This window comes from Streptomyces sp. NPDC000410 (assembly GCF_040300305.1).
Lineage (GTDB): Bacteria > Actinomycetota > Actinomycetes > Streptomycetales > Streptomycetaceae > Streptomyces.
In genome coordinates this window covers 37,612-52,027 of record NZ_JBEPDM010000048.1, presented here as the reverse complement: position 1 = coordinate 52,027, position 14,416 = coordinate 37,612, and the positions used below count along the sequence as shown (strand labels likewise).

Sequence of the window (14,416 nt, the reverse complement as noted above, 5' to 3'; positions counted from 1 at the left end):
TGCACCCCTACTACGCCGCGGAGCGCGGCCTCGTCGACGACGTCATCGACCCGGCCGAGACCCGCGAGGTCCTCATCAAGTCCCTCGCCATGCTCAGCACCAAGCACGCCGACCTGCCCTCGCGCAAACACGGCAACCCCCCGCAGTGAGCCACAGCCCCCCGCACGTCATCACCACAGCGGTCGAAGCCGCCCCTCCGCCGGCGGCCCCAGGAGAACTTGAATGGCCATGCAGGAACGTGCGGTGCGCACGAGGAAGTCGTTGATCCACACCGCGGCCGCGGTGTTCGCGGAAGAGGGGTACGCGCCGTCGTCGCTCACGACGATCAGCAAGCGGGCGGGGGTCAGCAACGGGGCGCTGCACTTCCACTTCGAGAACAAGAAGGCACTCGCCCAGGCTGTCGAGGACGAGGCCGCCGACACGGTCCGCAGACTCGTCCGGCCGGCGGACCGCGCCGGCACGAGCGCGCTGCAGGCACTCGTCGACGCGACGCACGGGCTGGCGGAATGTCTCCTGGACGACATCGTCGTCCGGGCCGGCTTCGATCTCGGCTCCGAACGTGCCCTGGGCCCGGAGGCCCGGCTCCTGAGCGCGTGGCGCGAGTGGGTCGAGGAGACGCTGCGTCGCGCCGAGGCGGAAGGCCAGCTGGCTCCGGGCGTCTCGCCGGACGACGCCGCGGCGGCGATCGTGGCGGTGACCGTGGGCTTCGAGGTGCTCGCCAGGGACGATCCGCACTGGCTCGCCGAGCGGCGGATCGCCGGGTTCTGGCAGCTGCTGCTGCCCGGCATCGCGGCCGGGTACGGCCCGGTCCGTGCCCGGCCCGCAGCGCGGGAGGGCGAGTGCAGCCGGGCCGAGGAAGCGTGAGCGGAAGACGGCCGTGCCGCGTACGGCAGTGGGGAGCGGGCCGGCCAACAGACCGTGTCGTACGCCGGTCCGCACCCGCCTCTTGGCGGTCCTCGCCCCGTCGGATGTCCCGGCACGCTCCACGGTGATGCCGCCGACCGCGGGCGTGGGGCGGGTCCGGGGTGGTGCGACGACGGCTGCCACGGTGATGCCGCCGACCGCGGGCGTGGAGCGGGTCCGGGGTGGTGCGACGACGGCTCCCACGACGATGTCAGGCCCGGGGCGGGCGAGGTCCGCCGTCGGCGGGCCACTGGGCTGAGAGCCGTTGGGGGAGCGCTCCAGGGCCGCTGGAGGAAACGGACATCTCGCGCGCGCATCGCTACCGTGCCGAGCAGGGCGAATGTGTTTCGCCGTGTGAGGGTTTCGCTGCGCAGGAGGGGAAGGGGCCTAGGGGGTGTCCGGTGGATCAGGCTGGATCAGCGAGCTGGGGGCACCTCCCGGGTCCCCAGGGCCCAGGGGGAGTCATGCGGCTTCGGATCCAAGGCGGAGGAAGGAGGCATGGCGGACCCATGCCGACTGACGACAACGCTGGGGGTACCTCCCAGGCCGACAGGCCTAGGGGGAGAGACGGAGTCGCAGGGCGTCGCGAGCCCAGCCTGATCCACCGGACACCCCCTAGCTCCAGGATGCCGATGACCGACGGCCATGTCACCGCCGAACGCCGCACGGATGCGGCGATGACCGTGGTCGTCGACCCCGGACGGCCGCCCCACCACGTCCCGCCCGTTCTGGAGGTCCGGGGCCCCCTGGCCCCCGGTCGCGTCGCGGCGGCGCTCGACCATGCCGCCACGCGCACCGCCGGCGGCCGGCCCTGGCGCCACACACTGCAACGGCTCGGGCCCGACCGCCACGTGCTCCACGTCGAGCCGCGGACGGCCCCCGTGTCCCCCGGCGACCCGCAGGCGTGCCCCGACACCTTCCCGGCCGGGCTCGTCGCGGACCTGCTCACCGCCCGCGACGGACCGGCCGTCCCGCTCGCACCGGCCCAACTCGACCTGATCCGGCGGGCCGAGGACGCCCCGGGCCACGCTCTTCCGCGGGTGCTGAACGCGGCCGGGCCCCTCGACCCGGCCGCGGTGGACGCCGCCCTGCGGGCCCTGGCCAGGGCCCACCCGCTGCTCGGTGCCCGGGTGGACACCACGGCGGGCGGCGGCATGCACGCGGTGCCGCCCGTCCACACGGCCGAGTGCGTGGACCTCTCCGACGTCCCGCGCGCCCGCGAGCAGCAGGCCGTCGACGCCGCGGCCCGTCGCCTGGACCCCGCCACCGGCACCACGCTGTGTGCCCTGCTGCTGCGCGGGCGGCGCAGGCTCGTGGTGGTGGCCCACGAACTCGTCGTCGACCAGGCCTCGCTGGACATCCTCATGGCCGACCTGCGCGAGGCGCTGGCCCGGCCCGAGGAGGAACTCGCGGCCGAGGACGTCCGGTACACGGACTGGGCCGCGGCACAGCCCGCGGTGGCCACCGACCCTCGGGAGACCGACCGCTGGCGCACCGTCGCCGAGGGCCGCGCCGCCACCCGCGCGCTGCGCCCCCGCGCCTCGCTGCCGGACACCGGCCCGCACCGCCACCCCGGCTTCGCCCTGGGCCGGGCGGCCACCCGGCGGCTGACCACCACCGTGCCCCGCCGCTTCGGCCTCACCCCCGCCCAACTGCTCACCGGGGCCATGGGGCTGGCCCTGATCCGGTGGCGCGGTACCGAGCGCGCCTCCTTCGACGTGTGCGTCGACGGACGTCAGGGCGGCCCGGCGCTCGCCCGTACGGTCGGACCGCTCGCCGGGAACGAGCCCGTGCTGCTGGACGGCGGGCGTGAGGAGGACGCGCGACAGTTCATCGACCGGGTCGCGGCGAGCCTCGCCGACGTGGGGCGCGGCGCGTTCGGCGCGTGCCGTGAACACGCCCCCGATCCGGCGCTGCGGCTCGCGCTGCGCGAACTCGTGCCGGTCCTGGTCCGTTTCACCCCGGACGCGCACATCCGCGCGACCGGACAGACGACGCCACGGACCGCCACCGCCTACGCACCGGACGCGTCCGCACTGGACGCCTCCGCACCGGACGCCTCCGGACTGGACGCCTCCGCACCGGACGCCTCCGGACTGGACGCCTCCGCACCGGACGCCTCCGCACCGGACGCCTCCGGACCCGACGCCTACGCACTGGACGCCGACGCGCGCATCCGCGGCGGCCGGCTGCGCGTCGGACTCGACTGGCTGCCCGCCGCCCGCGACGGCGTCACCGAGGAGTCCGCCGCCCGGCTCCTGGTCCACCTGAAAGACGTCCTGGACGAGCTGGCCGGGAGCACCGGCGCGGCGCCCGCCACGACGAGCACCGTCGCCGCCGGCCCGCTGCAGCGCGAACTGCTGGCCGACGCCGACGCACACCCCGGGACCGGACGGCAGATCGAGCAGCTCAGCTGGGTGTGGCACGGCCCGCTGGACATCGCCCGTCTCACGGCGGCATGGCAGTCCGTCTTCGACCGGGAAACCGTCCTGCGGGCCGCCTTCGACCACGGTCCCGACCCCGCGATCACCATCCACGACCGGGTCGTGCCCCAGGTGGTGCGGATGCCCTCCACAGGCGAGGACCGGCCCGACGCCTTGCTGAGCGACCGGCGGCGCGGTCTCGATCCGCGCTTCCCGGGGCCGCTGCGGATCACGCTGCTCGACGGCCCGCGGGACGGTGGCACGGCCCCGCCGGCCACGCGGGTGCTGCTCACGTACCACCGGGCGCTGCTCGACACGTGGAGCGTGCGCCTGCTCGTGGCGGAGTTCTTCCGTGCCTATCTGGCGGGCGGCACACTGCCGGGCGGCGAACGGCGTCCCGACGTACGCGACTACGCGCACTGGATCCAGGCCCAGGACCTCGCCCCCGCGCGGGACTTCTGGCTGCGGTCTGCGCCCCGGCCCACGACCGCCGCACCGGTGCCGGCCCACGCCATCACCTCGCCCGCCGCCCGGGGGACGGGTACCGGGCGGGTGCGGGTGCGGCTCAGCTCCTCCGAGGCCGCCCGTCTCGACGCGTGGGCCGCCCGCTGGGGCGCGACGGAGAGCGGTGCGCTGCAGGCCGCCTGGGCGCTGCTGCTGTACCGGGCCGCCGGAGCGGACGGCTCGGTGCCGGTGCGGTTCAGCGTCGCGGTCTCCGGGCGGGGCATCCCGCTGGAGGGTGTGGAGCGCCTGCCCGGCGCCCTGGGTAACGCGCTGCCCGTCTCGGTCGAGGTCGACCCCACCGCCACCGTGCCCGACCTGCTGGCCTCGCTGCGCGACCAGGCCATCGACCTGTCGTCGTACGAGTGGGTCCCGGCCGGCCGGATCCACGGCTGGACCGGCACGGCGCCGAACGGGCGGCGAACCGGCCGCGGCGCGCTCGGCGACCTCGCGCTCGCCCCCGCCGGGCACGAGCGTCTCGCCGAGAGCCTGCTCGTCTTCGAGAGCGGTCCGGACCCGTTGCGGGGGCTCGAGCCCTCGTTCGCCGCGCACGGCATCCGCATGGAGTTCCCCGAGACCACGAGCGCCGCGAACGCCTTCCCGGTCACGCTCGTGGCGCACCGCGACGAGGCCGGCGGCCTGGTGCTGTCCGTGATCCACGACCGGGCCCGCCTCGCGGACGGCACCGCCCTGCTGGCCGACTGCGCCGGCCTGCTGCGCGAACTGCCGTGCGACGCCGACGGGACGACGACCGTCGCCGAACTCCTCGACGGGCTGTCGGTCACGGCCGACGCCGGACCCGCCTTCACGACGCTGCGCCGGGGAACGGGCGGCGTCATCTGTCTGGTGCCGTCGCCGGGCGTTCCCCGGTCCTGTTACGTCCAGCTGTCGGGGCAGTACGCGGGGCCGGAGACGGTGATCCTGCTGCGGCCGACACCGAAGGGGCCCCGGTCCTGGCACGGGGCGCTGCGCCCGCTGGCCGGTGCGGGGCAGTCGCTGCTGCTCGTCGCCTTCTCGGGCGGGGGAGCCGCCGCCTACGAGACGGCCCGCCTCCTCGCGGCGGACGGCGCTCGCACCGCGACGGCCGTGCTGACGGACGACACCGGTAGCGAGCAGGCGGTGGGCGCACTGGCGCGCCTGCTGGCAGCCGCTGCCCGGCGGCCCGGCGGGCCGCCGGACGGGGCCACCGGGTAGGAGAGCGCGACGTCCTCGGACATCCTGCCGCCGTTCGGCCGACCGGGACTTGTGGGGTCCTTGAGTGCGAGTCGTGTCGTGCCTGACCGGCTTGCCGCGCCGACGGCACCTCAAATAGACCGAACAGGCTGGTTTTCTCGCAGTTCGACACCTGTTGGTGCGTCAAACATCCCGCCATGGTCGCGCCTTCTGTCCATCTTTGCGTATCTGATGGGGTCTCGGATGGGGGGCCGACGGGATTAAAACAGCAGGGTCGGTTTGATATTGACAAACCATCGGGCCTGTTTTTAACTCGATTCACCGAGACGTGGCTCCGGATGCGGCCTTGGGCGACTGATGACTCATGCACCAGGAGGGGAAACGGCGTGGACATCGAAGTACTGGGTACGTTGGCCGTCAGGGAGAACGACGTCCCGGTGATGCCGCGGGCGCCGAAGCCACGACAGGTGCTGGCCCTGCTGGCGCTGCACGCCGACCAGGTCGTGCCCATCGCCTCGCTCATGGAGGAGCTCTGGGGCGAGAACCCGCCGCGCAGCGCCCGGACCACCCTGCAGACCTACGTACTGCAGCTGCGGGAGATGATCGCGAAGGCTCTGGAGAAGGACCCGGAGGGCAACCCGCCGCGTACGCCCAAGGACGTGCTCGCCACCGCTCCGGGCGGCTATGTGCTGCACACCTTCGGCGGCGCCAGCGACGTCCGCGAGTTCGAACGGCTCGCCGGACTCGGCTACCGGGCCATGGACGCGGACGACTTCCCGCGCGCGGCCCGCGAGCTGGGCGCCGCCCTCGCGCTGTGGACCGACTCCGCACTGGTCGACGTGAACGCCGGGCCGCGGCTCCAGATGCAGACCAGGCGTCTGGAGGAGGCCCGGCTGTGCGCGCTCGACCAGCGCATCGAGGCCGACCTGCGACTCGGCCGGCACCGGGAACTGCTCGGCGAACTGACCGTCCTGGTCAGCCGCTACCGCACGCACGAGAACCTGCACGCCCAGTTCATGCTCGCGCTGCACCGCTCGGGACGCCGCAGCGAGGCCCTCGACGTGTACCAGCGGCTGCGGACAACTCTCGTACGCGAGATGGGACTTGAGCCCTCGGCAGGTGTGCGCCGGCTCCAGCGGTCGATACTGATGGCCCACCCGGAGCTCAGCGCCGCGCAGCCGGCCGCCGCCGGTCGCGAGCGGCTGGCCCAGGTGGGCTGACGGCCGCGGGCGGGGTCCTCGGGCCTTGAGAATCGGGAGAGGTGAATGGCGACGCAGGCCAGGTCGGAACGGACGCGGCGCAACTTGATCCAAGCGGGCGCGCGCCTGTTCAAGGAGCACGGGTACGCCAGCGCCACACTGGGGCGGATCGCGGCGGACGCGAGCGTGACGAAGGGGGCGCTGTACTTCCACTTCGCGTCCAAGGAGGTGCTCGCCGACGCGGTGCAACAGGAGGGCAGTGCGAGGCTCGCCGACTTCCTGCGGCGGCAGGAGGAGTCCGGCGCCCCGCCCTTGCAGGTACTCATCGACATGACGCACTGGCTGTCCCGCGCGCTGCGCGAGGATCCGGTGGTGGGCGCCGGACTGCGGATCGCTCACGAGTGCGTCGACCGGGAACCCCCGGTCACCGACTTCTACCAGGCGTGGAGCCGCGAGGCGCTGCGACTGCTGCGGCGGGCCGGCGAGGAGGGCGAACTGCGGGCCGCCGGCCGGGGCGAGGGGGCGGCGACGCTGCTGCGGGCGACGGTGTGCGGGCTCGCCCCCGTGGCCGGCGCCCTGCCGTCCGTGGAACTCGCCCAGCGGCTCGCCGCGTCGTGGGCCCTGCTCCTCACCGTGCTCGTACCCCCGGACGCGGCGGCCCGGTACCGCACCCACGCGCCCGACTCGCTCGGCGACCTGGTCGGCGTCGTATGACCCGCGCGGTGCGCGCGTGAGCCCGCATCCGCACGGCGCAGCCGACGAGGGCACCCCCCTCACCACACAGGATCATTGGAGCCCCACCATGCACCGTGAACCACAGATCGCCCTCACGGCGGAGCCCGCCGCCCACGACGACGGCGTGCTCGCCCGGATCGTGCGCATACTCGCCGACGTACTGTCTCTCACGCCCGAGAGGATCGACCCCGAGCAGACGTTCCGCACCTGCGGGGTCGACTCGATGCTCTCGGTGGAGTACGTGGCCACCGTCAACGCGTACTACGGCACCGCGATCAAGCCCGCCACGCTCATCGACCACCCCACACCGCTGGACTTCGCCCGGTACGTGGCGCGCGAGACGGGGGCGGCACCGGTCCGCGCGACGCCCCCCGCGTCCACGGCGCCGATGCCGCCCGCGCCCTCGCCCGCGTCCCCCGTCTCCGTGCCCGCGCCGCCCGTCCTCGACGTCCTGCGTGAGGAGATCGCCCGCATCCTGTGCTGCGACCCGTGGGACATCGACACCACCGTGCCCTTCTCCGCCCTCGGCGTGGACACCGAACAGGGCGCGGAGTTCGTCTCCGTCATCAACCTCGTGTACGGGCTCAGCGAGCGCACCGCCGTGCTGTACGACCACCCGGATCTCACGGCGCTGGCCTCCCACATCACCGCGCGGCTGCCCGTGGGCCACGGCCCGGCCGCCGGCCCGATGCCGCTGGAGGAACTGCTCGACGCCGTGCGCGACGGCCGGGTCACCGTGGACCGGGCCCTCAGCCTGCTGCCCCGGCGGGACTGAGACGGCGCACGCACATGGACCATCAGGACGTACTCATCCGGTTCCGGGGCGGTGTCCCCGGCCGCGGGGGAGATCCGGCCGCATGACATCTCCCGCACCGGTGGACCGGCCCGAGCGGGTGCCGCACACCGAGGCGCCCGTCAAGCTGTGGTTCTGCCCCAACGACGCGCTCGCCCCGCAGGTCGCCGCCGTGCTCGCGGAGCACTGGCTGGACGCCTACGAACAGGGGACCGCCGGGCGCTTCCTGTTCGACCGTGACCGGCGCCAGTACCTGGTCGCGCACGCGCTCGTCCGCCGGGTCCTGGCCCTGGAGAGCGGCATCCCCGAGGCGGAGGCCGCGCTCTGGCGCTCCTCGCGGGGGCGGCCGTTCCTGCGCAAGCCCGTGGAAGGGCTGCCGCGCGGCGGCCGGGAGCTGGACTTCAACCTGTCGCACACCGACGGGTACAACCTGCTCGGTGTGGTGCGCCGCCATCGCATCGGCGTCGACGTGGAACGGCTCGACCGTGGCGGGCGGAGCCTCGACGCGATCGTCGAGAGCTTCGCGCCCGAGGAGGCCGCCTGGGTGGCCGGGGCCGCCCCGGGCCGGGCCCGCGACCGCAGGATCCTGCGGCTGTGGACGCTGAAGGAGGCATACGCCAAGGCGCGCGGCCTCGGCCTCGGGCTCTCCTTCGACTCCTTCGCGTTCACGCTCGCCGAGGACCGGGGCGTGTCCGCCTTCCGGCCGCCCGACGACGAACCCCCCGGCCGGTGGCGCTTCGCGGAGCTGGAGCCCGAACCCGGCGTGCTCGTCGCCGTCGCCGTCATGACGGGCCCCGACGAGGAGGCCGCACTGGACCTGCACCACGGCTTCCCCTGGAGCCGGCAGGCGCCTCGGCGGCTGTCCTTGCCGCAGCCGGTGGGGGCGCCGGTCTAGGCCGTGTCTGACAAATGCCGCCGTCCGCCCGCAGGGCGGGGCGCGCGGCGTCCGGTGCGTGCAATCGCAAGGCGGAGGATCATCCTCGTACTGGACGTACTTGGATGACTCCGACAACGCAGCGTGGGGGCACCTCCCGTGCCCGAAGGGCTACGGGGGAGCACGTGCCGGGCGTCGCGCGCCAGGCGGGATTTGTCAGACACGGCCTAGGGGGGTGTCCGGGCGACCCCTCGGGACCTCTCGGCCGGGGCACCCCCCTGAACCACCGTCTGCCGTGCGGCGTTCGGCACGTACGCGCCCGAGCTCTTCGCGCAGGGGAACCCTCGGCGAGGACGTTCCGGCGCCTCGCGCTCGAACGGGAGGTACCCCCGTCGCCGCAGGCGCAGCAGCCGTCCTTCGGGCGGACGACGGCGGTTCGTTCACAGGCCTTCACCCTGCTCGCCCAGCGCCTCGACGTGCACGAACGGGCCGGGACGCCGCTCCAGGACGGACGCAGACGCGCTCGCGAACGGCTGGGAGAACCCCGGAGGACCCACGCGCCACCCGTGGTGAACCCGCCTCGTTCCGGTGGCGGCCGGCTTCCGCTTCCCGGTGACCGAAGCCGTTTCACGGCGCGACGGGGTCACGCCCCGAAGCGGCGGGCCACGGCCCCACGGAGCCGGCTGTCCGGGGCCGCGGGGCGTCGGCTCGCCACCGCCACGGCGACCCGCGTACCACCTGATGAGCGGTCCACCGGCCGTCGGGCACGCCGACACGCAGGCAACCGGTCGCTTGGAGCGGCGCTTGAACTGCGGTGGAGATACCGGGGGCCGCCGCGAGAACGCGGCTAGCGTGCGACGCGCCGGTGGTGACGAACCACCGCGGACTCGACCGGGTATGGGGAGGAAGCCGTGCAGATCCAGGTTCTGGGCCCGTTGAGCGCCGACGTCAACGGGGTGTCCATCGTTCCGACCGCCGGCAAGCCGAGGCAGATCCTCGCGCTGCTGTCGTTCTATCCGGGCCGGGTCGTGCCCGTGCCCACGCTCATGGAGGAGATCTGGGGCAGCAACATGCCCCGGAGCGCGATGACCACGCTGCAGACCTACATCCTGCAGTTGCGCCGGCGCCTCGGCACCGCGATGGGCCCCGACGCGCCCGGCAGCGCCAAGGAGGTGCTCGCCACCCGGCACGGCGGCTATCTGCTCCAGGTGCCGCCCGAGTCCGTCGACGTACACCGGTACGAGCAGCTGGTCACCGCGGGGCAGGCGTCGTTCGAGACGGGCGACGACAGGCTGGCCGCGGCGCAGTTCCGCGAGGCGCTCGCGATGTGGGAGGGCACCGCCCTGGTGGACGTGAGCACGGGGCCGATCCTGGAGATCGAGGTGATGCGCCTGGAGGAGAGCCGCCTCGTCACCGTCGAGCGCCGCATCGACGCCGACCTGCGGCTCGGCCGGCACACCGAGCTGATCGCCGAGCTCATCGATCTGACCGCCCGTCACCCCCAGCACGAGGGGCTGCACTCGCAGGCGATGGTGGCCCTGTACCGCTCGGGGCGCCAGGCCACCGCCCTCGACGTCTACCGCAAGCTGCGCCTCAGGCTCGTCGAGGAACTCGGCGTCGAGCCCTCTCCCCAGCTCCAGCGCCTGCACCAGGCGATGCTCGCCGTCGACCCGGCCCTCGACGTCATCAGCGGACCGCGCCACAGCTCCACCTTCAATCTGTACGCGGCCTGAGCCCGAGCGCCCTTCAAGACGCGCCTGGCAGCCTCGCGGACGACGACGCGCGCGAGCCGGGCCCGCGGCGGGTCGCGGGGGCCGTCGGGCACGTACAGGTCGACGTACGCCGCGAGCCGCCCGCCCCGGGCCGCCGCGCCGGTGAGTTCCGCTGACCCCGAGGAGGACGCCGCATGGCCGACGAACGGCCCCTACGGGTCCACTGCTTCGCGCACGCCGGGGCGGGCGTCTCCTCCTTCGCCGACTGGAACCGCGACCTCGGCCCCGGCGCGCGGACCGTGCCGCATCTGCTGCCCGGCCGCGACGCCCGGCGCCGCGAGCCGCGGATCACCGAACGCGAGGCCCTGCTCGCCGAGATGCTGGGCCACTTCGTCCAGGACGGCGACGCCGGGCCCGCCCCGTACCTGCTCTACGGACACAGCCTCGGCGCCCTGATCGCCTACACGCTCACCCGGGCCCTGCGCGAGGCGGGCCTGTCCGCCCCGGCCCTGCTCGTCGTCGGCGCCTGCCCGCCGCCCGACGCGGCCCTGGCCCTGCCGGACGCCTGCCGGGCCCCGGACGAGGAACTGCTGCGCCTGCTCGGCGGTGCCGGGGCTCTGCCGGGCGGTGCGAAGCCCGGCGGACTGTGGCACCGGCTCGTGATGCCCGTCCTCCGCGACGACCTCGTGCTCGCCGACGCCCTGCGCACCGCCGCCCGCGTGCCGTCGCCCGCCGGGCCCCTCGACGTGCCGGTCCTCGCCGTCGCGGGCCGCGGCGACGCGCTGGCCCCGGCCGGGGAGGTGGCGCGGTGGCGGCACTGGACCACCGGGCCCTTCGCGCTGCGCACGGTGCCGGGCGACCACTTCTTCGTACGAGGCCGCGAACTGCCGCGCCTGATCGGGCGCGCGAGCCGTGTCGTGCGGCGCCTTCCGCCCGTCGCCGCCGGCCGCCCGGCGCCCGGCGGGGCCACCACCGCACCAGCACAGAAGCCGACCGACATGAAGGGCAGCCGATGAGACGAGTCGTCATCACCGGGATCGGGGTGGTCGCGCCGGGCGGTGTGGGCACCGCGAAGTTCTGGGAACTGCTGACCGAGGGGCGTACCGCCACCCGTCGCATCACGCTCTTCGACGCCTCCTCGTTCCGCTCGCAGATCGCCGCCGAGGCCGACTTCGACCCGGCCGATCACGGCTTCGCCCCCGACGAGGCGCGCCGCCTGGACCGGGTCGCGCAGTTCGCCCTGGTCGCCGCCCGCGAGGCCGTCGCCGACAGCGGGGTCGCCCTCACCGCCGAGGGGGAGCGCACCGGGGTGACCCTGGGCACCGCGGTCGGCTGCAGCACCGGCCTGGACGCGGTGTACGGGCACGTCAGCCGGGCGGGCAGCGACTGGCTCCTCGACCACACACGGGCCGAGGCCCGGCTCGGCGACTACCTCGTACCGAGCTCGGTCGCGGCCGAAGTGGCACGCGACGTGGGCGCGCTGGGGCCGGTGTCCGTCGTCTCCACCGGCTGCACCTCCGGACTCGACTCGCTCGGCCACGCCGTCGAACTCATCCGTGAGGGCAGCGCCGACATCATGGTGGCGGGCGCGTCGGAGGCGCCCATCACCCCCATCACCCTGGCCTCGTTCGACGCGATCCGCGCCACCTCGGCACGCAACGACGAGCCCGCGACCGCCTCACGGCCCTTCGACCGGACCCGGGGCGGGTTCGTGCTCGGCGAGGGCGGCGCGGTGCTCGTCCTGGAGGAGCACGACCGCGCGGTACGGCGCGGTGCCCGCATCTACGCGGAGATCGCCGGATTCGCCACCCGCTCCAACGCGTACCACATGACCGGACTGCGCCTGGACGGCGGCGAGATGGCCGAGGCCATCCGGATCGCCCTCGACGAGGCCCGCCTGGACGCCACCGACGTCGACTACGTCAACGCCCACGGCTCGGGGACCAAGCAGAACGACAAGCACGAGACGGCCGCGTTCAAGAGGAGCCTGGGACAGCACGCGTACCGGGTGCCGGTCAGCTCCATCAAGTCGATGATCGGCCACTCGCTCGGCGCGATCGGCGCACTGGAGATCGCCGCGAGCGCACTGGCCATCGCCCACGACACGGTGCCGCCCACCGCCAACCTGCACGAACCCGACCCGGACTGCGACCTCGACTACACGCCGCTGACCGCACGCGGGCAACGTACTGGCACCGTGCTCAGTGTCGGCAGCGGCTTCGGCGGGTTCCAGAGCGCGATGGTGCTCACCACCCGGCACCTGGGGGTGGCCGCATGACCGCCGTGACCGCCGCACACGGCGCCTCGGCCGCACACGGCGCCCCGGCCGCACACGGCGCCCCGGCCGCACACGGCGCAGGCGCCCCGGCCGGGCGGCGCGCACCGGCCGTGTGCGCGGCCGTCACCGGGCTCGGCGTCGTCGCCCCCGGCGGCATCGGCGTGCGGTCCTGGTGGGACGCGACCCTGCGCGGCGAGCTCGCCATCGCTCCCGTCACCCGCTTCGACGCCTCCGGCTACCCGGCGACGCTCGCCGGCGAGGTCGCGGACTTCGTCGACGAGGACCACGTACCGTCGAAGCTGCTGCCGCAGACGGACCGGGTGACGCGGCTCTCGCTCGCCGCGGCCGCCGAGGCGCTGCGCGACGCGGACCTGGACCCGCACAGCCTGCCCGACTACGCCATGGGCGTCGTCACCGCCAACGCGATGGGCGGCTTCGAGTTCGGCCAGCGCGAACTGCAGGCGCTGTGGAGCAAGGGCCGCCGGCACGTCGGCGCCTACCAGTCCTTCGCCTGGTTCTACGCCGCCAACTCCGGCCAGATCTCCATCCGGCACGGCCTGCGCGGACCGAGCGGCGTCGTCGTCAGCGAGCAGGCGGGCGGCCTGGACGCCGTGGCGCAGGCCCGCCGCCGGCTGCGCACGGGCGTGCGCGCCGTGCTCACCGGCGGCTTCGACTCCGCCCTGTGCCCCTGGGGCTGGACCGCGCAGCTCGCCGCGGGCGGCATGAGCACCCACGGTGAGGCCGGGCGCGCCTACCTGCCGTTCGACGCCGACGCGTCGGGGCACGTGGCCGGTGAGGGCGGCGCCCTGCTCGTCCTGGAGGACCCCGACGCGGCGCGCGCCCGTGGCGCCCGCGTGCTCGGCACCGTCGAGGGCTGCGCCGCCACCTTCGACCCGGCGCCCGGCACCGGCGCTCCGCGCCTGATCGCCGCGGCCCGGCTCGCCCTCGCCGACGCCGGGCTCGACCCCGCCGACGTGGACGTGGTGTTCGCCGACGCGGCGGGCGAACGGGACGCCGACCGGGCCGAGGCCGCGGCGCTCGCCGAGCTGTTCGGCCCCTACGGGGTGGCGGTCACCGCGCCCAAGTCGCTGACCGGGCGTCTGGGGTCGGGCGGCTCCGCGCTCGACCTGGCGGCCGCGCTGTGCGCCCTGCGCGACCAGACGATCCCGCCGACGGCCGGTGCGGTGCGGGTCGCCGACGACTGCCCCGTGGACCTGGTCACCGGTGCGCCGCGCCCGGCCCGGCTGCGCCACGCCCTGGTCCTGGCCAGGGGGCGCGGCGGGTTCAACGCGGCGACGGTGGTGCGCGGCGCGCTGACGTGACGTACGTATCGCACGAGGGGTGTCGTGTGGATCAGGCCGGATCAGGCTGGATCAGGCTGGATCAAGGCGGATCAGGCCGGATCAGGGCGGATCAGGGCGCGGTGCCAGGGCACGCGAGCCCGGCGAGATCCACAAGACACCCCCCGGACCCGCAGGACCCCGAAGACCGGGCAACCGAGAGATGAGGAACCCATGGAACGGCTTGAGCTGACCGAACTCGCCGACCTGCTGCGCGAGGCCGCGGGCGAGGACCAGGCGGCGGTGCTGGACGAGAACTCCCTGGACACGCCGTTCGCGGAACTGGGTTACGACTCACTGGCGCTGCTGCAGGTCAGCGGCATCGTCGAGCGCGACCACGACGTGCTGCTCGACGAGGAGGCGCTGGCCGAGGCGCAGACGCCGCGCCAGTACCTCGACCTCGTCGACCGGGCGCTGGCCGCGCGCGCGGCGGCGTGACCGGCCCCGGCCGGGCGTCTTTGTCCGGTGAGGAGTCGGCGGTGACG

The 14,416-nt window shown here is 74.6% G+C and carries 12 protein-coding genes; all 12 read left to right on the top strand.

Annotated elements, in window-relative coordinates; genetic code table 11:
• Window positions 1–149 (top strand): carboxyl transferase domain-containing protein (locus ABT342_RS31400; protein WP_351581365.1); only part of this gene is annotated, 149 nt, incomplete at its 5' end.
• A gap of 73 nt (window positions 150–222) precedes the next feature.
• On the top strand, window positions 223–864 hold the full coding sequence (locus ABT342_RS31395) for a ScbR family autoregulator-binding transcription factor (RefSeq protein WP_351581353.1): 642 nt from the start codon (window positions 223–225) through the stop codon (window positions 862–864).
• 671 nt (window positions 865–1,535) lie between these two features.
• Window positions 1,536–5,021: a condensation domain-containing protein gene (locus tag ABT342_RS31390; RefSeq protein ID WP_351581351.1), complete on the top strand. Its 3,486-nt coding sequence runs from the start codon at window positions 1,536–1,538 to the stop codon at window positions 5,019–5,021.
• Window positions 5,022–5,386: 365 nt separating this feature from the next.
• Complete coding sequence (locus ABT342_RS31385; RefSeq protein ID WP_351581349.1) at window positions 5,387–6,220, top strand: AfsR/SARP family transcriptional regulator; 834 nt, start codon at window positions 5,387–5,389, stop codon at window positions 6,218–6,220.
• Window positions 6,221–6,265: 45 nt separating this feature from the next.
• Window positions 6,266–6,913: a ScbR family autoregulator-binding transcription factor gene (locus tag ABT342_RS31380; RefSeq protein ID WP_351581347.1), complete on the top strand. Its 648-nt coding sequence runs from the start codon at window positions 6,266–6,268 to the stop codon at window positions 6,911–6,913.
• A gap of 88 nt (window positions 6,914–7,001) precedes the next feature.
• Window positions 7,002–7,709: an acyl carrier protein gene (locus ABT342_RS31375; protein ID WP_351581346.1), complete on the top strand. Its 708-nt coding sequence runs from the start codon at window positions 7,002–7,004 to the stop codon at window positions 7,707–7,709.
• Between the two features lie 82 nt (window positions 7,710–7,791).
• The gene (locus ABT342_RS31370) at window positions 7,792–8,622 is read left to right on the top strand and encodes a 4'-phosphopantetheinyl transferase family protein (protein ID WP_351581345.1); all 831 of its coding nucleotides are present in this window, start codon (window positions 7,792–7,794) and stop codon (window positions 8,620–8,622) included.
• 890 nt (window positions 8,623–9,512) lie between these two features.
• Complete coding sequence (locus ABT342_RS31365) at window positions 9,513–10,334, top strand: AfsR/SARP family transcriptional regulator (protein WP_351581344.1); 822 nt, start codon at window positions 9,513–9,515, stop codon at window positions 10,332–10,334.
• Between the two features lie 173 nt (window positions 10,335–10,507).
• Window positions 10,508–11,329, top strand: a complete 822-nt coding sequence (locus ABT342_RS31360) for a thioesterase II family protein (protein WP_351581343.1) — start codon at window positions 10,508–10,510, stop codon at window positions 11,327–11,329.
• Complete coding sequence (locus ABT342_RS31355; protein ID WP_351581342.1) at window positions 11,326–12,591, top strand: beta-ketoacyl-[acyl-carrier-protein] synthase family protein; 1,266 nt, start codon at window positions 11,326–11,328, stop codon at window positions 12,589–12,591. The genes ABT342_RS31360 and ABT342_RS31355 overlap by 4 nt, the downstream gene beginning before the upstream one ends.
• Entirely contained in the window at window positions 12,588–13,913 is a 1,326-nt protein-coding gene (locus tag ABT342_RS31350; protein WP_351581341.1) for a beta-ketoacyl synthase N-terminal-like domain-containing protein, read from the top strand. The genes ABT342_RS31355 and ABT342_RS31350 overlap by 4 nt, the downstream gene beginning before the upstream one ends.
• 192 nt (window positions 13,914–14,105) lie before the next feature.
• Complete coding sequence (locus tag ABT342_RS31345) at window positions 14,106–14,369, top strand: acyl carrier protein (protein ID WP_351581340.1); 264 nt, start codon at window positions 14,106–14,108, stop codon at window positions 14,367–14,369.
• The last annotated feature ends 47 nt before the right edge of the window (window positions 14,370–14,416 follow it).